The following is a 22,741-nucleotide window of genomic DNA, read 5'->3' on the forward strand; positions in this document are numbered from 1 at the left end:
TTCGCGTTATTTGAATTTTTTGTTCTTCATCATTTGCTGAGCGCGCTGCATTTGCTTGTTGTTCAAGTTGTAACCCATTTGCTTCGCCATTTTGGCAAGCATGTCCGGATCGCTTTGCATTTTGGTCAACTGCCTGCGCAAATAGAATACGCCAATAATAAACCCGAGCACTAAACCGACAACCAGCGTGATAATCGGAATAATATAATTCATTATGCGTCACCCTTTGTTCACTTGATAATTGTTCCATTCGATAAAAACTATCATAGCACGTCCGTTCGCCTATGACAAACATCACAGCCGTTCGAGCGCCAGCAATGTTTCTTTCTTATCCAAACCTCCGCCGTATCCGACCATTTGGCCTCCCGCGCCGATGACGCGATGGCATGGAATAATAATGGGAATCGGATTTTTGTTGTTGGCTCCGCCGACGGCGCGCACCGCCTTCGGATTGCCGATCAGCTCGGCGATGTTTTTATACGAACATACCTCGCCGTACGGAATTTCCGTCAACGCCCGCCAAACTTTGCGTTGAAATTCCGTCCCTTGCAAGTCGAGCGTCTCGAACGGCAAATCGAACGAATGCCGGCTTCCCGCAAAATATTGTTCCAATTGCTCGATAACGCCGCTCAATTTCCCCTGATTCATTATAAATTCCGCCTCGCCCCACCAACGCTGCGCCCAGCGTTCGAGCTCTTGCTTCCGTTCGGACATGGCGCCGAATTCGATATGGCATAACCCTTTGTCGGTCGCGCATAACGTAAGCGTGCCGATGGGGGAATCCATCTCGCCGTAAAATAACGTTTTCCCGGCGGCCCCCAGTTTCGCTCGTGCTTCTTGCACCGCCTCGAGCACTTCTTCGTTCTTTTCCTGTCCCAAGCTATCCGTCAATGCCCGCATCGACTCATCTCCTCCAATTTTCCCGAGCGCCCATGCGGCGGTTGCCCGCAATTCCGGCCGCGGGTCTTCCATAATCACCGTCCGCAAATGCGGAACGGCGCTGCGGTCTTTGAAATTGCCCAGGGCGATCACCGCATTGCGCTGGATCGGCTTCTTCCCCCGCCACGCGGCGGCGCTGCTGCCGAATCGTTCCTTGAATTCCTTGTTGCTCATGGAGAGCAGCGGGATAAGAAGCGGTTTGGCCAATTCCGGATCAGGCTGCAGTTCCGGCTGATGCGTCCAGTTCTTACCGCGATTCTTCGGGCACACGATCTGGCAAGTGTCGCAGCCGTATAGCCGGTTGCCGATTTTGCGCATAAATTCGTCGCTCAGCGTATGCTTCGTTTGCGTCAAGAACGAGATGCATCGCTGCGCGTTCAATTGGCCCGGGCCGACAAGCGCGCCTGTCGGACAGGCGTCGATGCATGCGGTACAGTCCCCGCAATCGTCGGTGACCGGCTCGTCCGGCGGAAAAGGAATATTCGTGATCATCTCGCCGATATAAATCCACGAGCCCCATTCCGGCGATATAATCGAACAGTTCTTGCCGCTCCAGCCGATGCCGGCCCGCTCGGCAACCGCCCGATCGACCAGCGCCCCGGTATCGACCATGCTCTCCATCCGTGCGCCTTCGACCCGATCGCGTATAAACGTCTCCAATCGGGCCAGCCGATTGCGCAATACATGGTGATAATCTTCCCCCCATGCGGACCGGGCCAATATGCCGCGATACGCTCCGGGCTCCGACTTCGGCGGATTCGCCATCTTCGACGGGTAGGCGATCGCGATGGCGATCATCGATTGCGGTTCGCTCAAGCTTAGTTCGGGACGCACTCTTTTCTCGATATCCTTCTCCTCGAATCCGGATTCATGCCCTTTGGCCCGGTGTGCGAGCAGCCTTTGTCTCAACGTCTCAAACGGGGCGGCCGAGGCGAATCCGATTTGATCGATGCCAAGCTGCGGCGCGGCTCGCTTGATTTCTTCCTTCAATTGTCCCCAGTACCCGCTCTCCGTTCCCGCTTCCATCTTCTCCGGCTTCGTCATTCCACCCACCCCTTTTCCGTTCGCGCCACCTTGTTGCGCTTCGTTTTTTTACATAATAATAGGAAAGCATATCTCCCCTCCATTTGCAATGGGTGGAAAGATATGCTTTCGATTCGCGAAGCATATTTAAGAATTTTCATTCGTTAATAAGGTATATTCGTTCTCAAAAGCTTAAATTCACCCCAACTTCCCCCAAACTTAGACTCCTATTGGGTCGCTAATAAGGTACAATCGTACCTATTACCGCCCTAATCCCCTAATCCGACTCGCACCGGGAAACCGGCTGCCGGATCTCACGACAACCGCTTGATCGCTTCCCGCGCCAGCAAGTCGCAGCGATTGTTCAATTCATTGTCGCTATGGCCCTTCACTTTAATATATTCCACCTCATGGGTTCCCATTAAAGCCCATAGCTCCTTCCATAGATCCTGATTTTCGACAGGCTGGTTTTTGCTGTTCTTCCAACCGTTGCGCAGCCAGCCCCGGATCCATCCCTGCTTGAAGCAGTTCACGACATAGGCCGAGTCGCTGTAAACTTTGACCTTGCACGGCTCCTTCAACAGCTTCAACGCTTCGATGACGGCTTTAATTTCCATCCGATTGTTCGTCGTATCCCGCTCCCCGCCGGACAGCTCTTTGCGGTGACCGCCGTACATGAGAATAGCGCCCCATCCCCCGGGGCCGGGATTTCCGGAGCAAGCGCCGTCCGTATATAACGTAATTTCTTTCATTGCGATTCCCTCCAAGCCGAATAATAACGCAGCACGGCCTCATCCTGAAACGGCGCCAAGCCGCCCTCCATTCGCAGTTTCAATTGTTCGAGCCCATTCATCAATTTCCGCACCACAAGTTCGGGATACCGGTAATTGGCCCGGTTCTTTTCATATTCGTTCCAATCCAGCAGTTGAACTTGTCCATCCGGATGAAGCACGACATCCAGATCGTAATCGATATATGTAATGACATGATCGGCATCGCTTTTATAGGGCGGGGAAGCGATATTGCAATAATATCGGATTCCCGTATCTTCAACGAGCACGACGACATTAAACCACATTTGCGGAATAAAAAAGGTTACCGCAGGCACTTTGCTGAACCAGCGCTTGCCGTCCGCTTCGACGATCGGCGTTTGGGAATTGATGGCGACGGTCATCGACTGTTCCGTATGGTCCGGTCCGAGCTCTTCTTCCGGGACGAGCCAGTTTTCCAGCCACATCCGGTGCAAACGGCCGTCATGCTTAAAGCTTTTAATCGTTAACGGTTGGTATCGGTTGTTTGTTTTCATATCAATAGAAAAACATATCTCCCCATCGTTTGCAATAGATGAAAAGATATGCTTCGTCTCCTTGCCAATCCTATAAGTGCAGAAATATTATCCAGCCACGATTCTTAATTTTTGAAAAGATCGTAAAACATGCGCCGCCCCGTATCCCATCGCGGCATATAACGGCAATACCGGTTCGTTATGTTCGTCGCCCGCAATGCAAATGCGCGTTACTTTGCGTTGCAAGAATCTTTGCTGCAATGCGGAAATTAACGCCTTGCCGCTGCCTTGGCCGCGATACTTCGGATGAACCGCCAATCGGTAATAACAACCCTGGCTGTTCTCAATCGTTCCGATAATAACGCCAACGAGAGCGCCATCCCGTTCATGCACCAACACGAGATCGCTATCGAGCGATAATTGTCTGGCAAATGCCTCCATCGTCTGCTCGTAGCACTCCTCCGACAACGATTCTTGCAACAGCTCCGTCACTTGAATGTAATCCGATAATTGAAAGGAACGAATACGCATGTTCTACTCCCCTTATGTTTATCTTATGTGATTTTCAAAAACTGAACTGACTGTCCTGACTGTCGTATGCTTTTTTTCAGCGATCTTTATAAAATACGACAAAAAACGATGAAATCCTCCTTTAATCTTAAAAAAACATTAATTTCCTCGCTTTTTCTCTTGAAAACGCTTTATTTTAAGCGCTTACATGTATCTTGAAGAACATCGCCCTTCGACTTGGCCATTCTCTTCCTTATACATGGATGACACGAAGGCGAAGTTCCGACATCGCTATATTGTATTTGCAACGCCTGTCCGGGAAGCGGCGAGCGCGGTTTTCATTGTATAAATCGGCGATAACACGGCAATCCTAGTCGAGTGATGAAAAGGGTTCGACTTTTTAAACATTTATATTGATTTATTATGAAAAATAAGGTTTAATAAAATAGTGAAGACTACATATTTTGGGAGGTATTCAATTATGGCACATCAATTACCACCGTTACCTTATGCAAACAACGCGCTCGAACCGCACATTGACGAAACGACGATGATGATTCACCACGATCGTCACCACAACACTTATGTAACCAACTTGAACGCGGCGCTGGAGTCCGCTCCGGAATTGCAAAGCAAGAGCGTTGAAGATCTGATTGCAGATCTGAACAGCGTGCCGGAGAGCATCCGCACTGCCGTTCGCAACAACGGCGGCGGCCATGCGAACCACTCCTTGTTCTGGACGACGATCGGCCCGAACGCCGGCGGCGCTCCGACAGGCGCATTGGCCGATGCGATCAACAACGAGCTTGGCGGCTTCGATAAGTTTAAAGAAGATTTCGCCAAAGCGGCTGCAACCCGTTTCGGCAGCGGTTGGGCATGGCTTGCCGTTGACCCTTCCGGCAAATTGAAAGTATATTCCTTGCCGAACCAAGACAATCCGATCATGGAAGGCGACACGCCGATTCTCGGGCTTGACGTTTGGGAGCATGCATATTACTTGAAATATCAAAACAAACGCCCTGACTACATTGCTGCGTTCTGGAACGTAGTCAACTGGGACGAAGTGGGCAAACGTTACGAAGCGGCAAAAAAATAAGACGTTTCGGCGAAAACAAGGCTGCATCGCGAGTAGAGTGACTCTACCGGATGCAGCCTTTTCGTTGGCACGGCTAACGGAACCAGGAGACTCTATTTGATCAAAATCGGCACTTTTTAAAATCTAACGGATGTGACAGACCTTATTTTCCGTCATTCGTTCAATTCCCCCTCCAAAAACAACGAATAAGAGCGCTGGGTTCCGTTAGAATCCAAAAAGATTGTTTTTTGCCACATTAAGATCTTCCAGTTCCGTTACAGTTGTGAACGGCGAAGGACAGTTCGGCGACAGTCTCTTTCGAACCGTTAACATGCCGCGATCGAGCTCATTTCCGATGAAATACCGGCCCTTTCCTTTCCCCGGCGCTCGGCTTGGCATCGGCCACGGCAGGCCAGCCGTCCTCCCATGCGATCGGATCGATCATGAGCGGCTGCGCGCAGCGCCGCTTCCCACTTTGGGAGCGTTGACGTCGATCGCATGATATACGATCCAATCCGACCCGCGGTCGTCCGTTATGACGGCATTGTGTCCCGGGCCGACGAACGGTGCGCCCTCCGGTTCAGGCGGGAAATATCCGGTCAAAATGACATTTCCCTCGTTATAGAGCAGATCTCCGCCCTCGCGGTTCAAATAAGGCCCCTTCAACGATTCCGCTCTGCTGACCGCCACGCGGTACGTACTGTCGGCGCCGTCGCAGCATGTTCACATCGAGCCGAAAAAGTAATAATGCCCGTTCCGCTTCAATCCCGCATCGAGAAAGCGAAGGAATTCGTGCAATATAAGGATCATCCCCTAAGCGACATCGCCGAGCGGTTCGAGTTCAAAACGATCCGTTCAGTTAGCCGAAATACCGGTTCAATATGCGCAAAAAAACGTTCGGAAACGCAAGCTGCTCCATGTCGGCTCGATCGATCCAGCGATAGTGGGGCGGCGATGGCGCTTGACCGCCCGCGCTTCCGGCCGCACTTCCGGCCGCTTCCGCAGCCGCGCCGGCGGCGATTTCCGGGACGGCCTCGCCGAGGAAAGCGCAGCGGTACACGCTCATATTCCAATGAATATGGCTGAACGTATGCTCCGCCGTCATGAACAATTCTTCCGGCCGGGCGTCCCAACCGTCCTGCGCCAATGCGCCGCGCAGTTGAAGTTGGTTCGCCGCGTCTTGTCCATCATCGGCGCCCCCTTCGGATGTCGCCAATATATGCGGCAATTCCCACATCCGCGCAAGCAGCCCCGTGGCCGGACGCTGACGGACGAGCACTTTGCCCGCATTCGCCCCGCTTCCTTCCATCAAGGCGGCCAGCCGATTTTCCGGCTTCGGCGGCTTTGCCTTCGTCTTGACGGGCAGCGCGTCCTCCAGCCCGGCGAAACGGGCGGCGCAATGTTCCATGACAGGACAAGTCAAGCATTGCGGCGATTTCGGCGTACATACGAGCGCTCCGAGCTCCATCAACGCCTGGTTAAAGTTCGAAGCTTCCCCTTCGGGGATCAATTCTACGACGAGCCGTTCCATCTGCGCGCGCGTGCTGTTCTTCATAATATCTTCTTCGATTAGAAAATAGCGCGACAATACGCGCATCACATTGCCGTCCACCGCGGGCTCAGGTTTATTGTAAGCGATGCTGAGTATCGCCCCGGCCGTATAGGGGCCGATCCCTTTCAGCGCGGAAATCTCCGGTTTCGTATCGGGCACTTGTCCCCCATACTGCTCTTTCACTTCCCGCGCAGCCGATTGCAAGTTGCGGGCGCGCGAATAGTAGCCGAGTCCTTCCCAACTCTTCAGCACTTCCTCTTCCGGCGCGTCCGCCAAAGCGTCCACGGTCGGAAACTTGCCGACGAATCGCTCGAAATACGGCTTCACCGTCTCGACTCTTGTCTGCTGCAGCATAATTTCAGATACCCAAATGTAGTAGGGATTTTTACTGCGGCGCCACGGCAAATCCCGTTTATGCCTGTTGTACCAAAGAAGCAAATTTGTACTGAAATAACGTTTATGTTCAAGTGTGTCCATATCGTGAACGAATCCTTTCTTTTCCATGCTAAGATGCATCGCATAATCGCGCAATATCCCCATTATACATGAATTTTCCGGCCTTATGGGCGCTTCTTGACGAATATGTGACTTCCCTTGTACCTTTGAAATATTTGCCATATACTGAAGGAAAATGCGATTGGAGTGAAGTAGCATGAAAAAAGCTTTGTTGATCGCCGCTTTATTCGGCGCCGTTAGCCTTGTAGCGGCATGCGGCAGCAGCGGCGGAAGCGGTGGAGGAGGCGAAAGCCAAGGCGCGGCCTTGGACGGCCCGGAAGCAACGGTAGCGGTGTTCAAAAGCAATTGCATCAGCTGCCACGGAACCGATCTCAAAGGGAAAATGGGTCCCGACAGCGACCTGACGGCTGTCGGTGCGAAAATGACGCGAGATGAAATCGAGAAGCAAATTAAAGACGGCAGCGCGAAAATGCCCGGCTTCGGCAAAATGCTGAAGGAAGACGAAATCGCCGGCTTGGCGGATTGGCTCGCAACGAAGGGCGCTACCGCTTCTCAATAACCGCAAAGGCCGACGCCAAGTTGGGCTGATGCGTAATGCTGATATGAATCGTAAACCCGATGCGCTCTTGCTCCGGAATATTGAGGCGTTGCCACGCCTCCGGCGCCAGGGCGCATTGCGGTTTGCCAAGCGAATCCGGCAATATTTCGATATCGCGAAATCCGATGACTTCGCCGATCCCGCATCCGAACGCTTTGACGACCGCTTCCTTTGCCGCGAACCGACCGGCCGCGAATTCCGCCAATCTGGCCCCGCGCTCCGCCGCTAACGCCCGCTCCGCCTCTGTCAGCACCCTGTCCAGAAACCGTTGTCCCGCCGGCTGACTCAATATACGCTGGATCCTGCCGATTTCCAGCAAATCATGCCCGATACCGTAGATCATAGTAATACTCTCCTTTGTTCCGTGATAGATCCGTTCCGCGCTCTCGCCTTTCCGTTCTTAGGAATATGCCATTATTATAGCAAAAACATTGCGGCTGCGCCTTCCATCCTCCACATGCCCTGGTCATTCCTTCTATTCCTGTTCTGATTCGCCATACTCCCCGGTTTGTCATGTTTTGAGAAATATGTTATCTTAAAATCATCATTGTTAACCTTATATAATAAATTTTAGGTTTACAATCATGAAAAAAAACGACGCAGGCATCTTTTTTTCCGCCTTCTGTGGAAATCCCGCTTGCTCAGGACAGGGATACAGGTGCGCTATGTTTCGCTTAATCAGCTAATCTAATACGAAGTGAAGCGACAGCCCCCCGTTTCTGAACGAGAGGGATTTTGACAAAAGGAAAGAGAAAGGCAGTAGAACGGGCGGTTTACCCTAACGGTTCTTTTTGGGTTCGCAATAGATGAACAAGGTCAGGAGAGTGAGACATTTGGACGCACAATTAAAAGAGGAGCTGCTGCGCAAAGACCGGCAGTACGTATGGCATCCGTTCACGCAAATGAAGGATTACGAGACGCAGGATCATGTGCTGATCGAAAGGGCGGAGGGCATGTTCCTCTACGATGCGGACGGCAAAGCGTATTACGATACCGTTTCTTCCTGGTGGAGCAATGTGCACGGGCACGGGCATCCGCGGATTAAAGAAGCGATTGCGCGGCAATTGGAGCAGACCGATCATGTCATGTTCAGCGGGCTTACGCATCGTCCGGGCATCGAGCTGGCGGAGAAGCTGGTGGAGATTGCGCCGCAAGGCTTACATAAAGTGTTCTATTCGGATAACGGCTCAACGGCGGTGGAAGTGGCGCTGAAGATGTCGTTTCAATATTGGCAGCAGATCGGCCGGAAGACGAAGACGCGTTTCGTCTTCATGGACAACAGTTATCACGGCGATACGATCGGTGCGGTCAGCGTCGGCGGCGTGGAGTTGTACCACGCCCTGTTCAAGCCGATGCTGTTCCGCGCTTATCGCGTGCCGTCGCCGGACGCTCGCGCGCTCGGCCGCGAGCGGACTCCGGAGCGCGAGGCCGCCCTTGCGGCCGACGCGCTCGAAGCGGTGCGCGCGCTGCTGGCGGAGCGCGCGGAAGAAATCGCCGGAATCATCGTCGAACCGATGATTCAAGCGGCTGGCGGCATGGTGATGTACCCTGCCGCCTATCTTGCGGGACTGCGCGAGCTGTGCGCGCAGTACGACGTCCACCTCATCGCGGATGAGGTGGCGACAGGCTTCGGGCGAACCGGCACGATGTTCGCCTGCGAGCATGCGGGCATCTCCCCGGACATCCTTTGTGTGAGCAAAGGATTGACCGCGGGGGTGATGCCGCTGGCGGCGACGCTGTGTCGCGACGGCATCTACGAGGCGTTCTACGACGATTACGCGACACAGAAAACATTCTTCCACGGACATAGTTTCACCGGCAACCCCGTTGCCGCGTCCGTGGCGCTCGCCAGCCTGCGCGTGTTCGAGGAAGAGCGCGTGCTCGAACGCGCTAGGGAAGCGTCCGCCGCGCTGGCGGAGGAGCTTCGCTCCATCGCAGTCCAGCCGCATGTGGCGAATGTGCGCCAGCTCGGCCATATCGCCGCCTTCGACCTGTACCGCGATGCGGCGTCCCGAACGCCGTTCCCGCCGGAGCGGCGCATCGGTTATCAGGCTTATCTCGCCGGACTCGAACACGGACTCATCCTCCGCCCGCTCGGCGACACGCTGTATTATTGGCTGCCGCTCTGCGTCGCGAAGGATCAAATTCGGGACATCGTCGCCCGCACGGTGAAGGTACTGCGCTCGCTCGATCGGGCAAACTAGCGATTTTTGCAGTTGCTCCATCAAGGGAGCCAAGGCCAGGGCGCCTGTATCGTTCGAACCGGATGTACGCGCGGCGAACAAGGGCTGAACAGTCCGCGCAATCCGCCCGACCCTCAGGAGCTTGCAGCACATTCAAGCCATGCCGGTCGCGTCAGCGTCATGGTCTTTTTTCGATTTATGGTTCGTTTTGCGGCTCTTGTCCTTTTGCAGCGCCCGTCCATTGTACGTGTCGGTTATGCCCATGCGCCGCAGCCCGATGCCGAAGTACGTTTCGCTCAATTCGATGCCGATCGCCCGGCGGCCGTGCTTGAGCGCGACGGCGCAAGTCGTGAACGTCCCCGCGAACGGGTCGAGCACCACATCCCCGGGATGGCTCGAAGCGAGCACGATCCGTTCGAGCAGCGCTTCGGGCTTCTGCGACGGATGATTCTCGTATTCCTCCATCTTGTACCGGACGCGCGGGAAATGCCATACGTTCCCCGGCACTTTCCGCGAATTGTAAGGCCGGGGCGGCGTTTTCCGGTAATCGATGAGCCCGCGCTGCGCCCCCGTTTTCGCTTCAACCATAATGTCTTCGCCGTTAAACGTATAATCGTCGGTTTTCGTTTTGGTCGCCATAATAATCGGTTCATACAGCGAACCGTACAGCCTCTTCGATTGAACGCCGGAACTGTCGTACGCCCAGACGATGCGGGAGAGAACATGATAGCGCTCCGCTACAAAAATATCGATATAAGGCATGTTTTGCGTCGCATTCATCAGGTAGACGGTGCCGTTCGGCTTAAGAACCCGGAAGCATTCCTCGATCCACGATCGGCACCAATCGAAATATTCGTGCCGGTCGTTCCAATTATCGCTGCCGTTGCCGAAATTTTTCCCCAAATTATACGGCGGGTCCGCGAAGATTAAATGTACCGATTCCGGCTTCATGTGCCGCAGCACGTGCAAGCAATCCCCGAGAACGGCGATCCCCGCTTGATGTTGCCGGTATATGAAATCTGTGTCCGTAAATAAACGCCGCATCTGCATCTCACCCCGACTTTATCGCTATGTCGCAGCGCCGGGAAGCGTGATGCGAATTTTCACACCCGCTCCTGCGCTCGTTTCCAGCTTCATATCCCCGTTCAAATGCAACACCCGAGTCCGAATTTGCTTCATTCCCTTGAATGGCGAACCGGCCTCTTCTTCCAGCATCCGTTTCTGCTCGAACCCGACACCGTCGTCCTCATACAAAAGCACGATATATTGGTCGATGGCAATCAATTGAATGCCGACTTTGGACGCTCGCGAGTGCTCTTTGGCATTGCCTATCATTTCTTGAACCATTCGAAAAATATGTTTTTTCGTTTCCAAGCAGCATTTGTCGATAATCGCCGGTTGTTCCGCGCTGTATGCGAGCTCAAAGGCCGCGGAGGCGCGCTCCTTGTCGATATATTGCTGCAATGTTTGCACGAGACCCGCCCCATCCGTCAGTTGAGGATGCAACTGCGAGAAACTTTGGGACAACTGGCTATGGATATCGTCTATCTTCAAAATAACGCTCCGCATATCGCATGCCGCTTCCTCGGACACCGCGTATTGCTGCATTATTTCCAGTTCCCCTTTGAGACGGGCCATTTCCGGCATCGTCGAATTATGCAGGTCTGCGGCGATACGCAAGCGTTCCTTCTCTTGCAGTTCAAACATGAGCTTGCGGAACCAAACGAATTCATTCGCTACTTCTTCGTTCGGAAAACGGGCGGCTAACTGTTCCAGTTTCATCGTTAATTTGCGGATCAGAAATACGTTCTCCAGGCTGACCGCCAAATACGAGATAATCAAATGCAGCCATTGCTTCTCCTCGGCGCTGAACAATGTATCGTTCTTTTTCCGGGTGAAAATCAAATAACTTGAATACTCTTCATGCCTGTTTACCGGAAAACAGGTATAATCCGAATGATCGCACGAACCCGATATCACCATTTTTTTCACTTTCTCCGCATCGATGTCTCCTTCGCAAATCTCCTCCACCCATTCCCCGTTCGTAAAGACGATCGCCGCGCCGAACACTTCCAACGTGTTGATCAAATCCAATAATATTATGCCTTTCATTTCCTGGACGTTGGAGAGAGACACCAGGTGTTGCGAGATTTTTCGGAGCGATTTGTTAAAATAATATTTGCGCGGAAAAATGACGGACTCCAACATTTTCCCGAAACGTTCCAACGAATAAAGAACAAAAGTTATCAAAATAAGAATGCCTATGAAAATAAGCAGCAAATCACTGATGTTTGTTTGATCCGCAAAAAAGATTCCGATAAGCGCCACAATAATCAGGCTAGGAATGAAAGCAATCGTTACCGTCATCAAAATACGGCGCAAAATAAAATCGATATCGAACAATCTCTTCGTAATGAGCAAATAAGTGAACGTAAGAGGAATAATCAGCACGCACCAGCTAATATAGATCGAATTGATCAACTCCACGCCATACAACAAACGCGGAATAAAAATAAATAAAATCATCGGCGTGAACGATATAAACAAACCGGCCCAGATCGTTTTGATAACAACAGACATGTACGATTGCTGTGCTTTGTACTTGAGGTAGATTTTTGATAAATAGACGAAGTTAAGTATAGATGCAAATAGCGTGAACAAAATCGTAATTGCAGTAAAGGTTATATAGGTATAATATGCAAACGCCCCTGTACTGAAATAACCGGGCAACGCCAGTAATGGAAAAATCAAAGCGCCATATAAATAGGCGGGTATTCTCTCAAACCGATGAATGTAGCCCTTTTCCCTCATAAATATAGTTAAAAATTGGAGAAATACGACCGGCAACAGCATGACAAAGGTGCTAATCATTATTTTCCCTAAGGCGTCTCCGCGAATCGATGCGCCTAGACTAATAAAGATAAATCCAATATTAAAAAATGTGTACGCCAGATAGCAGGCCGTATGCGAACCTCTCAACTTACGAAATAATAACATCCCCATACAAAAAGAAAAAAACGAAATTACTAATGGAACGATATTAAAGATCATCGAGAGGTGATCCTCTCCAATCAAAATTACGAGTTCTTTTCCCGCACGCGATACTTTCACCTTTTCGGCCTGATCGACCGACCCCCATTTTTCAACAGAAAAATAACGGTTCGCATCGACTCCGTCAATCTCGATGATGCGATCCCCGATCTTCAAATCGGCTTCCAAAGCAACATTTATACTATCGAATTTATTAATAATCCACTGGTTATTCCGATCTAATTCCACATGAATGCCGGTGACCGGGAATGAAAATGTAATATATACGCTCCATAGTGCGCTCCCAATTAATATAGTTAATATTAAATATGTAAAAATATTCTTTTTCATTCATTAATCACCTTAACATTTTATTGGAATTAGTGTAAAATAAAACTGTAAATCTATTAAAAAGTGGAAAGCGAGGCGTGTAAAAATGCAAACATTGGCATGGTCTTCAGAACTGAATCAAGTGGTAAGAAACCTCAAAAAGTTCGAGCAGCATGGTAACGCTTCTAACAATACCCAAGGATTTCTGGCTTCCTTAGATTTACCTCGTATGGAAAAATCGGCAATTGAAACAATTTGGGCTGAAAAGAATGCGGCAAAAGACAGCAATGTAAAATACAACGGATGGGTATAAAATCTATCTACCAGACTAAATAAAACAAACTACATATTACATTATTTTACCAAAATATATTGAGATTGTATATTCTATTTAATTTATACAGTCTCTTTTTTTTTGAAAAAAAATCTGCCCGATCGAAAGGTTGGAGCCCTTCAATGGACAGATTTCAATCATTTATTGCATAGGGACAAGGTCGTTAAAGTAATCGAGGAAGTAACGTGTAAAAGCCGGATCGGACGGCGGGAGTTTACCCGTCTGTTTTTGGTAGCCCCAATCCATGTCCGTAGCTTGCTTTAGCCCCGTCTCCAGTTTGCTGTCTCCGAACGGAACAGCCGAATCAGTCGAAGATATTTCCGCTCCCCAGGTCACCTTCATCTTACCGTCTACCGGTTCGACATATAGAACAATATCGGATAAGGGCATCTCGCTGAAGCCGATCCATTCCCGGCTGTATACCGGGATGTCCCCGCTCTTGGCCCGATTAATCATTCTCACCGCGAATTGATGCGGATCATCATCGGCAAACCAGACGTCATATACTCGGTATCGGTCGAACGATTCAATAAGATATGGATGTTGATCGAACATATATTGCAAAGCCGTAAAATTTTTATAGATCGTTGTGTGAATTTCATACGGCTCTTTCCCCTCTTCGATCATTTTGTCGATCAGAACGATAAACGTGTCGTTTTGCCGATCGGCAAATGAAGGTTCTACAATGAGCACTGCTTTGGCCGAAGGCTTCCAGGTGACAGCCGCTTGAAGAGATTCCGCAATAAACCGGATCGGGACGTAAGTCGTTCCGTCTTTGACAAGAGGAGGCACATCAAGCTTGGTATTGTGACCGTCGATAACGGCTTGACGATCCCCTACCGTCAATTCGATCGACCTGTTCTGATTGATGATCGTAACCCTTTGTTTGCTTGCATCCCAATTGACGGATGTTTGATCGAATCGCTCGGAGACAAGCCTTAATGGAACAAGCACCTTCTGCTCGACAATCATCGGCCGTTGTTCCGATTCGACCTCCTTATCGTTCACATACAGAGAGATCGAAGAGGTTTGATCCGGCTTCGCAGCCGATGCCGGCGAACAAACGGTCACCATGAGTAAAGCAGCTGCGCATATACTGGAGATTTTGCGCCTAGTTGAATTTTTCATTTTGTAACTCCTTGTATTTTTTTGGAATTCAATCCTTCAATGTAGACGTTATTTTCTAATAAAAGTTGCATCGGTTCTCACGGCATTCGTTAAACCGACATCATTACATGCGAATCTTGATGTCCGTACCTGTCGGTTGGTTCTTGAAAGGTTTCCTGAACTGTTTGAAGACGAACTCCATGCCGGAAAGATCGTCAGGCAGCGGCGGATTGCAAATGAATCTTTACTCGGTAGTTCCCGCATAATTGGTTAAATAAGTTGTATAAAGTACAACCTACGAAGTGCTGAAAGCGCGGATCAAGTTGCTATGTTGCATTTTGTACAGCATAATCCGCAGTTGATAGGCGAAATCCGCTCATCTACCCCAAAAATGTTGTATAAAGTACAACATGCGCACATGATAAGCACGAAAAGGGGAGGAAATGTTGTATGTTATACAGCATAGCCCCCGCAGCCGAAGCGACTTAAGCAAAATGGCGCCATCCTCGATCTCGTAGGATGCCGCCATGCTGTCGAACGAAGCCGGGATTACAACGCTTCCCGTCAAATCCCCGGGATTGGGGATCGTTTATGTTCGGTTTTCAAATAATGCTTCTCAATTTTCTCGCGCGCTTCCGGGCTAATTTCTTTGCCTTCCAGGTAGTCGCTGTTGTCCTCGTACGTAACGCCAAGTTCTCCTTCGTCCGTTTGCCCTTCCCATAAGCCGGCGGTCGGCGCTTTGTCGATTACGGAGCGCGGTACGCCCAAATGCTCGGCCAATTGCTTGACCTGCCGTTTATTGAGCGAACTGAGCGGCGTAATATCGACGGCTCCGTCGCCCCACTTCGTGTAGAAACCGGTCAGCGCCTCCGAAGCGTGATCCGTCCCGACGACGAGCAAATTCAAATCGAAGGCAAGCGCGTACTGGACGACCATTCGCACCCGGGCCTTGACGTTCCCTTTGCCGGCAACGCTTAAGTGACGGTGGATGTTCATCGATTTGAACGCATATTCGGTCTCCAGCGCGATTTCGTTCACGGCGTCTTCGATATTCGTTTCCACCGTATGTTTCAAGTCGAACGCTTTGGCGACCGCATAGCTGTCGGCAATATCGGACTGCGTTCCATACGGTTGAAAGACGCCAAGCGTCATATAATCGCGGCCGGTCTCGGCGCTCAGCTCGTCCGTCGCCAGCTTGCATAATCCGGCCGCAACCGCGCTGTCCAATCCGCCGCTAATAGCAATCAAAAGTCCCGTTGTGCCCGATGATCGCACATAATCCTTCAAAAAGTCGACCCGCCGGCGAACTTCCTCCTCCGGGCGAATCTCCGGTTTAACGCCCAATCGGGCAATAATTTCTTGTTGTAAACCGCTCATGATTACACCTCTTCCGCTTGTCAATACAACAAACACCCCGCTCGCTCGCAGCTACGAAGTGAACGGGGCCGAAATTTCATATGCTGGTTACTTGCAAAACCGGTCGAAGGCAGCCGTCAGCTCTGCGGCAATCTCTTCCGCCGAACGGTTCTCGATGCTGTGGCGTTCGATAAAGTGCACCAGTTCGCCGTCTTTCATCAAAGCGATCGATGGCGAAGAAGGCGGATACGGAGCGAAATATTCGCGCGCTTTCGCCGTCGCTTCCTTATCTTGGCCGGCAAACACCGTGAACAAATGATCCGGCTTCGCGTCATGCTCAAGCGCAAGCTTGACTCCCGGTCTGCATTGGCCCGCCGCGCAACCGCAAACCGAATTGACGACGACAAGCGCCGTACCTTTGGCGTTCGGCAGCTTCTCTTCCACTTCTTCGGGCGTCAACAGTTCTTGCACGCCGATGCTCGTCAATTCGTCGCGCATCGGTTGAACCATATCTTTCATATATTGATTAAAAAACATGGACATCTTATTCCCACTCTCCTTACGAAAGCATATATAAATGATATTGTACACTTATTATTGCATTCATAACGAGCGAAAGCAAGGGAAAAACCCCTTGCGTTCATTCAATGCGGGGCAAACCGGCTTCGAACCGCGGCCCCTACCGTATGATATCGGTCCTCGGACAGCAACCCGTCATTCCGCCGGACGGTTCGGTCCGTTCAGTCGGCGGTCGATGCCGGGCTGCTCGTTCTTGTTCTTGCTTTCATTGGCTTTCTTCTGCCGTTGCTGAGCTTTCGAGTCTTCTGACACGTGCGAATCCTCCTTTGCGCAATAAGCGAATATTCGCTTATATTATGCGCCATAACCGGAAGCGCTATCCTCGAGCCCCTCTTCCGCCCAGCATCGAACATGCGGCCCCCGCCAGCGCCATTCCCACGAACAGCCATTGCAGCGGCGACAATCCGAACCGGATCGATGCGCCGGGCTGCGGAACGAGCAGCGTGCACGCCATCCCGCCGATTCCGCCCCAAACGAGGAACAGGAGCAGCGCTTTCCCTTCCCCCGGCGGGCTTCTCCATATCCATAAGACAGCGGCTACGCAAGCGGCGGCGCCCGCATACCAGAAGCTCCAAGCTCCGCTAAGCGCGAAAAACGCGGCGCTGCCGGCGGACAAACCGTATGGCAGCAAATCGAGCAGAACGGTGAAGCGAAGCGCTCGTTTGCGCATGCAATAAGACGTGTAGGAAGCGGCCAAAACGGCGCACAACAGCCATCCCGCGGTCGAGCCTCCGCTTGTCAGCAGCAATGCCTGCGGATTTTGCCACAATATGCGGGGATCTTCGAGCAAAAAACCGAATTTATAGCATATGGCAATAACGACCGCATTCGTTACGAATAAATCCAACCAACCCTTCTTATGTTCTTCCGAAAAATGTAAGCGTATTCCGATCATGGCCAGAGCAGCCGCAAACGATACGACCGCCGTGAGCAGGCTGCCTTTTAATATGAACGGACCAAGCTGCACGACTTCATTCATGCCGAACTCCCTTCAAATTCATAAATCTCCGTTTTCTGGCCCGCCTCCTGTTGATGGAACGAGACGATGAATGTCGTCCCCTTCCCTTCCTCGGACTCTACAACAATTTTGCCTTGATGGCGCTCGACGATGCTTAAGCATAGCGAGAGCCCGAGACCGGTTCCTTTCGCCTTCGTCGTATAGAACGGTTCGAACATTTTATCGAGCTTGTCTTTCGCGATGCCTTCGCCTGTATCCCGCACCAGCAGATAAACCGTCTCGTTCTCCCGGCGCGTCTCGATCGTCAGCACCCCTTTGCTCTCCATCGCCTCCATTCCGTTGCGGGCCAAATTGAGAATTAGCTGCTTTATTTCCTTGGAGTTGAGCAGCAATTGCGGAATGTCAGGATCCAGTTTCAGTTCGATCGACTGTCCGCGCAAGTTCGCATCCGCCCACAGAAGCGGAGACAAATCGTTAATAATATCGTGGAGATGCCCTCTCTCCTTCTCGACGATCCGGTTCTGCGCCAAGGACAGAAAATCGTTAATGATCGAATTGGCGCGGTCCAGTTCTTCCATAATAATACGGTAATATTCATGCAAGGTCGCAGGACTTTTCTCTTTAATAAGCTGTACGAACCCGCGCACGACCGCCATCGGATTGCGAATCTCGTGCGTGATGCTGGCCGCCATCCGCCCGACGAGGCTTAATCGCTCCATATTGCCGAGCTCCGTCCGCAGCATTTGCAGCTCCGTAATGTCATGAGCCATATTGACGGCTCCTACCACTTCGCCCGTCTCATGATTGCGAATGCCGTACGCCGACGAAATAAACAGGCGACCGTTCATATTGATCAATTCCGTGCCCGCCCCTTCCCCGTTCAGACAACGCCTGATCTGGGACAAGTTCACATCGGTATTTTGCAAATGGGACAACACTTCGCAAGGCTTGCCGAGCAAATCCTCCTCCTTGAACATGCCGCCGTCCTTCATCGTTTTCAGCATCATCCCGTTAATTGCCGTAATGTAGCCGTCCCGGTCTACGGATACGACGCAAAGCGGCGTAGCGTCGATCAACTGCTTGAGCTTTTGCGCTTCTTGATCGTATTGGCTTGACATCGCTTGCAATTGTTCCTGCAAGGACAGTTTCTCCAATATATTTTCGATGAGAAAGACGACCAAGTATGATGTTAACATAAAAAAAATTCCATAGACAGCCATAAAGAGCAGGGCGTCGAATTGAACGACCGCTGCGCCGGTCCATAAATCGTAGCAATACAACATGGTGTAAGTCGCTATTCCGCACATAATCAAGTTGGAGGCGATGTACATTTTCATTCGCGGCTGCGCAAGTTGAAACTTTTTCATAAACAGAAAAGCTAGCGGTATTAAATAGAAGGCAACATCCGAAAATATTCCCCAAGGCATCGATTCGGGAAAAAACAGAACATAGGAGGCTATGTATAAAAATGTCGTCAATAATCCGATCCGGTAGCCCCCATACATGATTCCAAGTACAATAGGGAGAATCCGAAAGTCGAACGCCATGTTTAAATAACGGTAAGACAATCCCATGGAAAGAATGAGCGATATCGAACAAAATAATCCGAGTACCGTGTACCGCCTCGCCCCTCGCACGGTTTTATCGGCGCACAGCAAAAACAGAAACACAGGCATTAATGTGATTAAAACCTGTAAGAACGTTTCTTTTAATGGGGTTATAATCACGGTTTCCCTCCAAATTGGCAATGATTAGTTACATCGATTATTCCACAACCGACAATTTTTTACAATATACCCAGTTTACCTTTTAGGCAAAAATTTTTAATATGGATCGGATCGCGGTACAATGGAAAGTAACGTACGAATGAGCGAGGTTATATGAAATGAACTTACATAATGCGAAACAGGTTGACATTATTATTATCGGCGGAGGTTCGGCAGGACTAATGGCGGGTGTCGCGGCAGGCAAGCATGGGAAGAAAGTGCTGCTGATCGATAAAGGCGATAAACTCGGAAGAAAGCTTGGCATTTCCGGCGGCGGACGCTGCAATGTGACCAACAATAAAGAAATGGACGAGCTTATCAAAAACATCCCCGGCAACGGGCGATTCCTCTATAGCGCGCTGAGCCAGTTTTCAAGTCGGGACATTATCGAGTTCTTCGAGAGTCTGGGGATCGCGCTGAAGGAAGAAGACAACGGGCGCGTCTTTCCTGTCTCCGACAAAGCGAAGACGGTTGTCGACGCATTAATCAATCAAGTGCGGAGCTACGGCATCGAAATGATGCTGAATTCCCCCGTACAGCAAGTATTATATGATGAAGAAAAAGTGGCGGGAGTCCGGTTAAAGAACGGGCAAACGATCAAAAGCAAATGCGTCATCGTGGCGGTCGAGGGCAAGTCGGTGCCGGCCACAGGCTCCACGGGCGACGGCTATGCTTGGGCCGAAGAGGCGGGTCATACGATTACGACGCTTTTCCCTACCGAAGTCCCGCTTACCTCTGCGGAACGTTTTATTCAAAATCGGGAATTGCAAGGATTGGCGCTTCGGGATGTCGCTCTGACCGTATGGAATGAGAAAGGAAGAGCGATTGTAACCCACCGCGGAGACATGCTGTTTACGCACTTCGGGATGTCGGGCCCCATTGCGCTCAGATGCAGCCAGTTCGTCGTGAAACAGTTAGCCAAAGGGCAACCCGACGTCAAACTGACCGTTGATTTGTTTCCGGACAAAACGACGGAAGAGATATACGACGAAACGCTTCAAATGGCGAAAGCGGAGGCGAAGAAAGCCGTCATCAATGTGCTCAAAGGATATTTGCCCGAAAGGATGCTGCCGATCCTGTTCCAAAGCGTACCGCTTCATACGCATATTACTTATGACAATATTCCCCGGCAAGAATGGCGCGGCTTATGTCAAACGATGAAGTCGTTTCCCGTCAAGGCAAACGGAACATTATCCATAGAAGAGGCCTTCGTTACCGGCGGCGGCGTTCATCTGAAGGAAATCGATCCGAAAACGATGCAGTCCAAATGGAAGAAAGGATTGTATTTCTGCGGAGAAATATTGGACATTCACGGATACACCGGCGGCTACAATATTACGGCAGCTTTCTCGACGGGGTATGCCGCAGGCCGCAGCGCGGCGTTGCAGGCGGAGGAAACGGAGTAGCGGCAAATAACGAATGAAGCCGCCGGCATCCCATGCAGGCGGCTGTTTGTTGTTAGATCGATAAAGGAGAGTGCAAATCGGTCTACGTCTTCACTTCGCCCGAGAAGTGATCGTACGGCTCATCGTACCAACCCCGCATCTCCTCGTCCCGCAAGGCAAGATCGTCGCCTTCCCCCGGTTCGTGCCGTGCGTTCGAATACGATTCCGCCGCCCAATCCTCGTTGACGATATGGGCGGGAATCGGAATCATGTCCAGGCGGTACGCCAAATTCGTTAATTCCGCTTCGCTAATCAGCGCCCGCTCTTCCAAACTGCCCCCGTACGCTTGAGCGATCTCGATAGCGGATGTTAGATCGGTTTCGTCGACATGAATATGAAGCCGACTTCCCTCCTCCCCAAGAAACGCCGGCTCGTATCCAAGCTCTTCCAACAAATCGAAAGCTTTCGCGCAACTTCCAGCATCGGTAAATCGAAACACGATCGCCGTATCTTGCACAACGTTCATCCTTCCTCTTTGGTTTCAATCTTTATCCGTTACTATGCCCAACATCGGAGGATGTATGACTTCCTGCGGCCAATACGGCAAATTGATTCGCGATAAACCGCTGCACCGGCAAAGCGGCCGCCGGAACGATGAACAGGCCCCACCATGAAAACGCGAACGCCCCGGCAATCGCGCACAAAGGCAGCATGTAAGGCAGGCATATCATAAACAGCGCCGCAGCCGCAGCCGAACGCAGGTCGGTGTCGCGCCAAGGAAACATTTTTACATAAGACGAACCTATGAAAGCACGCCATATTAACAAAACCCAATAGGAAAACAAAACGATAAGCGCCGCCGCTATAGCCAGTTTCAACGCTCCCGCCGGCGTAACTGCGACCGCAGCGATGCTGACGGACAGAAATTGCAAGAAGAACATGACGTGAGTCGGATTGCGGATCGCAACATAAGGGCATTCGTTGCAAGGCCGCCGTGCGATTCGTTGCTGGGAGGTTGATGCTATGGGAGGTTCTTGCTACGAGAGATTCATCCGCAGGACGATCTTGCCGGTATTTTCGTTCTTTTCCATCCGTTCATGCGCTTCGTTGACGTTAGCGGCGTCCCAGACCGAATCGATCACCGGCTTCAGGCGGCCGTCCAGCAGCCTCGGCATGGCAAATTCCGCGAATTTGCGCGTCAGTTCGGTCTTCTGGGCGACCGTCTGCGACCGAAGCGTACTGCCGATGACCCGCTGGCGGCGCATCATCAGCTGCAGCAGGTCGACTTCCTCGACTTTGCCGCCCCCCATCGTTCCGATCAGCACCAGGGCGCCTTCAAGCGCCAGCGCCTTCATATTCTGCTTCCAATAGGCGGCGCCCACAAAGTCGAGAATAAGATCGGCTCCATTGCCGCCGGTCCACTCCAACACCGCGTCGGCAAACGGCCCCGACCGGTAATCGAAAGTCGCATCCGCTCCCAGAGCGGCGCAAGCCGCTCGCTTCTCCGCCGTTCCCGCCGTGGCGAAGATACGCGCTCCCGCTTCGCGCGCCAATTGGATCGCCGCCGTTCCGACGCCGCTGGCTCCGGCATGAATCAATACCGTTTGGCCGGCCTTTACATTCCCTAATTGAAACAAGTTCAAATATGCCGTCAGGAACACTTCGGGAACGGCCGCCGCTTGCTCGAACGTCCAGCCGGCGGGAATGCGCATCGCCATGCCGGCGGGAACGACCGCCTTCTCCGCGTAACCTCCGCCGGGCAGCAAAGCGAATACGCGGTCTCCCGGCTGCCAATCGGTGATGTCGTCTCCCGTCCGCTCCACGATTCCGGCAATCTCCAGGCCGAGAATCGGGGAAGCGCCGGGCGGCGGCGGATAGCCTCCCCGCTTCTGCACCAAATCGGCGCGATTGAGCGCAGTCGCTTTCACTTCTACCAATAATTCGTCCGGCCCGGGAACGGGTGTCTCCCATTCTCCCACACTCAGCCGTTTCGTCTCTTGATCGACCAGCAGCGCTTTCATCATACTGAATCACCTCACTGTTTTCTTTAAGTGTATCTATAATTCTAAAATACTACACATCGGATGAACAATGGAAACGCCTTTGCTTTGACCAATAAGTTAGGGCCGCTGATGAAGCCTGTTGGATTTTGTCCAATGTTCCGCCGTTTCATGCTCGACCAACGACCTTTCATTGGATTTCATCCAACAGAATGTTCAAAAATCGAGCTAAACAGCGAAAAAGCAAGAATCCATTGGAGATTTTCCAATGGATT

Annotated in this window: 22 protein-coding genes and 1 pseudogene; 5 read left to right on the top strand and 18 right to left on the bottom strand. The window is 51.4% G+C overall.

The features are described from left to right. Positions 1-6 precede the first annotated feature (6 nt). From LQ229_RS06660 to LQ229_RS06680, 5 genes are all read right to left on the bottom strand, one after another. Entirely contained in the window at positions 7-213 is a 207-nt protein-coding gene (locus tag LQ229_RS06660) for a YneF family protein (RefSeq protein ID WP_216539039.1), read from the bottom strand. A gap of 81 nt (positions 214-294) precedes the next feature. Continuing rightward, on the bottom strand, positions 295-1,983 hold the full coding sequence (gene queG, locus LQ229_RS06665; RefSeq protein WP_230191308.1) for a tRNA epoxyqueuosine(34) reductase QueG: 1,689 nt from the start codon (positions 1,981-1,983) through the stop codon (positions 295-297). A gap of 293 nt (positions 1,984-2,276) precedes the next feature. Then, positions 2,277-2,714 carry a ribonuclease HI gene (gene rnhA, locus LQ229_RS06670; protein WP_216539041.1) on the bottom strand — a complete coding sequence of 146 codons (438 nt, stop codon included), beginning with the start codon at positions 2,712-2,714 and terminating at the stop codon, positions 2,277-2,279. After that, on the bottom strand, positions 2,711-3,268 hold the full coding sequence (locus tag LQ229_RS06675) for a DUF402 domain-containing protein (protein ID WP_230191235.1): 558 nt from the start codon (positions 3,266-3,268) through the stop codon (positions 2,711-2,713). The genes rnhA and LQ229_RS06675 overlap by 4 nt, the downstream gene beginning before the upstream one ends. Before the next feature lie 87 nt (positions 3,269-3,355). Beyond that, complete coding sequence (locus tag LQ229_RS06680) at positions 3,356-3,778, bottom strand: GNAT family N-acetyltransferase (RefSeq protein WP_230191236.1); 423 nt, start codon at positions 3,776-3,778, stop codon at positions 3,356-3,358. A 460-nt stretch (positions 3,779-4,238) separates the two neighbouring features. On the opposite strand from LQ229_RS06680, the gene LQ229_RS06685 reads away from it, so the two are divergent. Then, complete coding sequence (locus tag LQ229_RS06685) at positions 4,239-4,853, top strand: superoxide dismutase (RefSeq protein ID WP_230191237.1); 615 nt, start codon at positions 4,239-4,241, stop codon at positions 4,851-4,853. Between the two features lie 420 nt (positions 4,854-5,273). On the opposite strand, the pseudogene LQ229_RS06690 reads toward LQ229_RS06685, so the two are convergent. After that, positions 5,274-5,537, bottom strand: a pseudogene (locus LQ229_RS06690) (family 43 glycosylhydrolase); the annotation flags it as partial. A 154-nt stretch (positions 5,538-5,691) separates the two neighbouring features. Further along, complete coding sequence (gene mutY, locus LQ229_RS06695) at positions 5,692-6,861, bottom strand: A/G-specific adenine glycosylase (RefSeq protein WP_230191309.1); 1,170 nt, start codon at positions 6,859-6,861, stop codon at positions 5,692-5,694. A 175-nt stretch (positions 6,862-7,036) separates the two neighbouring features. Here mutY and LQ229_RS06700 point away from each other — a divergent pair, with 175 nt between their 5' ends. After that, complete coding sequence (locus tag LQ229_RS06700) at positions 7,037-7,399, top strand: cytochrome c (RefSeq protein ID WP_230191239.1); 363 nt, start codon at positions 7,037-7,039, stop codon at positions 7,397-7,399. Here LQ229_RS06700 and acpS read toward each other — a convergent pair. After that, positions 7,383-7,781, bottom strand: a complete 399-nt coding sequence (gene acpS / locus LQ229_RS06705) for a holo-ACP synthase (RefSeq protein WP_230191240.1) — start codon at positions 7,779-7,781, stop codon at positions 7,383-7,385. The genes LQ229_RS06700 and acpS overlap by 17 nt on opposite strands. 490 nt (positions 7,782-8,271) lie before the next feature. Here acpS and bioA point away from each other — a divergent pair, with 490 nt between their 5' ends. Continuing rightward, a complete protein-coding gene (gene bioA, locus LQ229_RS06710) occupies positions 8,272-9,642 on the top strand; it encodes an adenosylmethionine--8-amino-7-oxononanoate transaminase (protein ID WP_230191241.1) in 1,371 nt (456 codons plus the stop codon). 132 nt (positions 9,643-9,774) lie between these two features. On the opposite strand, the gene yhdJ is transcribed toward bioA, so the two are convergent. After that, positions 9,775-10,665 (bottom strand): adenine-specific DNA-methyltransferase, encoded by an 891-nt coding sequence (gene yhdJ, locus LQ229_RS06715; RefSeq protein WP_216539053.1) that lies wholly within the window; start codon positions 10,663-10,665, stop codon positions 9,775-9,777. Positions 10,666-10,689: 24 nt separating this feature from the next. After that, positions 10,690-12,201 carry an ATP-binding protein gene (locus tag LQ229_RS06720; RefSeq protein ID WP_230191242.1) on the bottom strand — a complete coding sequence of 504 codons (1,512 nt, stop codon included), beginning with the start codon at positions 12,199-12,201 and terminating at the stop codon, positions 10,690-10,692. Positions 12,202-13,087: 886 nt separating this feature from the next. Between LQ229_RS06720 and LQ229_RS06725 the strand changes: the two genes are divergently transcribed. Then, the gene (locus LQ229_RS06725; protein WP_216539055.1) at positions 13,088-13,294 is read left to right on the top strand and encodes a hypothetical protein; all 207 of its coding nucleotides are present in this window, start codon (positions 13,088-13,090) and stop codon (positions 13,292-13,294) included. Positions 13,295-13,456: 162 nt separating this feature from the next. Here the strand turns inward: LQ229_RS06725 and LQ229_RS06730 are convergent, their stop codons facing one another. From LQ229_RS06730 to LQ229_RS06750, 5 genes are all read right to left on the bottom strand, one after another. Continuing rightward, a complete protein-coding gene (locus tag LQ229_RS06730; protein ID WP_230191243.1) occupies positions 13,457-14,443 on the bottom strand; it encodes a copper amine oxidase N-terminal domain-containing protein in 987 nt (328 codons plus the stop codon). Between the two features lie 543 nt (positions 14,444-14,986). Next, on the bottom strand, positions 14,987-15,799 hold the full coding sequence (gene nadE / locus LQ229_RS06735; protein ID WP_230191244.1) for an ammonia-dependent NAD(+) synthetase: 813 nt from the start codon (positions 15,797-15,799) through the stop codon (positions 14,987-14,989). Positions 15,800-15,886: 87 nt separating this feature from the next. Further along, positions 15,887-16,321 carry a BrxA/BrxB family bacilliredoxin gene (locus LQ229_RS06740; RefSeq protein ID WP_230191245.1) on the bottom strand — a complete coding sequence of 145 codons (435 nt, stop codon included), beginning with the start codon at positions 16,319-16,321 and terminating at the stop codon, positions 15,887-15,889. A 352-nt stretch (positions 16,322-16,673) separates the two neighbouring features. Beyond that, positions 16,674-17,336, bottom strand: a complete 663-nt coding sequence (locus LQ229_RS06745; protein ID WP_216539059.1) for a hypothetical protein — start codon at positions 17,334-17,336, stop codon at positions 16,674-16,676. Next, positions 17,333-18,991 (bottom strand): ATP-binding protein, encoded by a 1,659-nt coding sequence (locus LQ229_RS06750; protein WP_230191246.1) that lies wholly within the window; start codon positions 18,989-18,991, stop codon positions 17,333-17,335. The genes LQ229_RS06745 and LQ229_RS06750 overlap by 4 nt, the downstream gene beginning before the upstream one ends. Before the next feature lie 209 nt (positions 18,992-19,200). Between LQ229_RS06750 and LQ229_RS06755 the strand changes: the two genes are divergently transcribed. Further along, entirely contained in the window at positions 19,201-20,487 is a 1,287-nt protein-coding gene (locus LQ229_RS06755) for an NAD(P)/FAD-dependent oxidoreductase (protein WP_230191247.1), read from the top strand. Between the two features lie 82 nt (positions 20,488-20,569). Here LQ229_RS06755 and LQ229_RS06760 read toward each other — a convergent pair whose 3' ends face one another. The 3 genes from LQ229_RS06760 to LQ229_RS06770 are packed head-to-tail and all read right to left on the bottom strand — an operon-like array spanning position 20,570 to position 22,490. After that, positions 20,570-20,992, bottom strand: coding sequence for a DNA/RNA helicase (locus tag LQ229_RS06760; RefSeq protein WP_230191248.1), 423 nt, complete (start codon positions 20,990-20,992; stop codon positions 20,570-20,572). Between the two features lie 22 nt (positions 20,993-21,014). Beyond that, a complete protein-coding gene (locus LQ229_RS06765) occupies positions 21,015-21,491 on the bottom strand; it encodes an ABC transporter permease (RefSeq protein WP_356709935.1) in 477 nt (158 codons plus the stop codon). A 12-nt stretch (positions 21,492-21,503) separates the two neighbouring features. Continuing rightward, positions 21,504-22,490 (bottom strand): NAD(P)H-quinone oxidoreductase, encoded by a 987-nt coding sequence (locus tag LQ229_RS06770; protein ID WP_356709869.1) that lies wholly within the window; start codon positions 22,488-22,490, stop codon positions 21,504-21,506. Positions 22,491-22,741: the final 251 nt, after the last annotated feature.

Source organism: Paenibacillus sp. CECT 9249 (assembly GCF_918697855.1).
Classification (GTDB): domain Bacteria; phylum Bacillota; class Bacilli; order Paenibacillales; family Paenibacillaceae; genus MSJ-34.

Bases quoted from the DNA above. Each gene is read 5' to 3' on its own strand.
- LQ229_RS06730 (WP_230191243.1), bottom strand. From the start codon at position 14,443: ATGAAAAATTCAACTAGGCGCAAAATCTCCAGTATATGCGCAGCTGCT.
- nadE (WP_230191244.1), bottom strand. From the start codon at position 15,799: ATGAGCGGTTTACAACAAGAAATTATTGCCCGATTGGGCGTTAAACCG.
- LQ229_RS06700 (WP_230191239.1), top strand. From the start codon at position 7,037: ATGAAAAAAGCTTTGTTGATCGCCGCTTTATTCGGCGCCGTTAGCCTT.
- LQ229_RS06770 (WP_356709869.1), bottom strand. From the start codon at position 22,490: ATGATGAAAGCGCTGCTGGTCGATCAAGAGACGAAACGGCTGAGTGTG.
- rnhA (WP_216539041.1), bottom strand. From the start codon at position 2,714: ATGAAAGAAATTACGTTATATACGGACGGCGCTTGCTCCGGAAATCCC.
- LQ229_RS06660 (WP_216539039.1), bottom strand. From the start codon at position 213: ATGAATTATATTATTCCGATTATCACGCTGGTTGTCGGTTTAGTGCTC.
- LQ229_RS06680 (WP_230191236.1), bottom strand. From the start codon at position 3,778: ATGCGTATTCGTTCCTTTCAATTATCGGATTACATTCAAGTGACGGAG.
- yhdJ (WP_216539053.1), bottom strand. From the start codon at position 10,665: ATGCGGCGTTTATTTACGGACACAGATTTCATATACCGGCAACATCAA.
- queG (WP_230191308.1), bottom strand. From the start codon at position 1,983: ATGACGAAGCCGGAGAAGATGGAAGCGGGAACGGAGAGCGGGTACTGG.
- LQ229_RS06725 (WP_216539055.1), top strand. From the start codon at position 13,088: ATGCAAACATTGGCATGGTCTTCAGAACTGAATCAAGTGGTAAGAAAC.
- LQ229_RS06750 (WP_230191246.1), bottom strand. From the start codon at position 18,991: ATGCCTGTGTTTCTGTTTTTGCTGTGCGCCGATAAAACCGTGCGAGGG.
- LQ229_RS06760 (WP_230191248.1), bottom strand. From the start codon at position 20,992: ATGAACGTTGTGCAAGATACGGCGATCGTGTTTCGATTTACCGATGCT.
- LQ229_RS06740 (WP_230191245.1), bottom strand. From the start codon at position 16,321: ATGTCCATGTTTTTTAATCAATATATGAAAGATATGGTTCAACCGATG.
- LQ229_RS06675 (WP_230191235.1), bottom strand. From the start codon at position 3,268: ATGAAAACAAACAACCGATACCAACCGTTAACGATTAAAAGCTTTAAG.
- LQ229_RS06720 (WP_230191242.1), bottom strand. From the start codon at position 12,201: ATGTCTGTTGTTATCAAAACGATCTGGGCCGGTTTGTTTATATCGTTC.
- LQ229_RS06685 (WP_230191237.1), top strand. From the start codon at position 4,239: ATGGCACATCAATTACCACCGTTACCTTATGCAAACAACGCGCTCGAA.
- LQ229_RS06755 (WP_230191247.1), top strand. From the start codon at position 19,201: ATGAACTTACATAATGCGAAACAGGTTGACATTATTATTATCGGCGGA.
- mutY (WP_230191309.1), bottom strand. From the start codon at position 6,861: ATGGACACACTTGAACATAAACGTTATTTCAGTACAAATTTGCTTCTT.
- acpS (WP_230191240.1), bottom strand. From the start codon at position 7,781: ATGATCTACGGTATCGGGCATGATTTGCTGGAAATCGGCAGGATCCAG.
- LQ229_RS06745 (WP_216539059.1), bottom strand. From the start codon at position 17,336: ATGAATGAAGTCGTGCAGCTTGGTCCGTTCATATTAAAAGGCAGCCTG.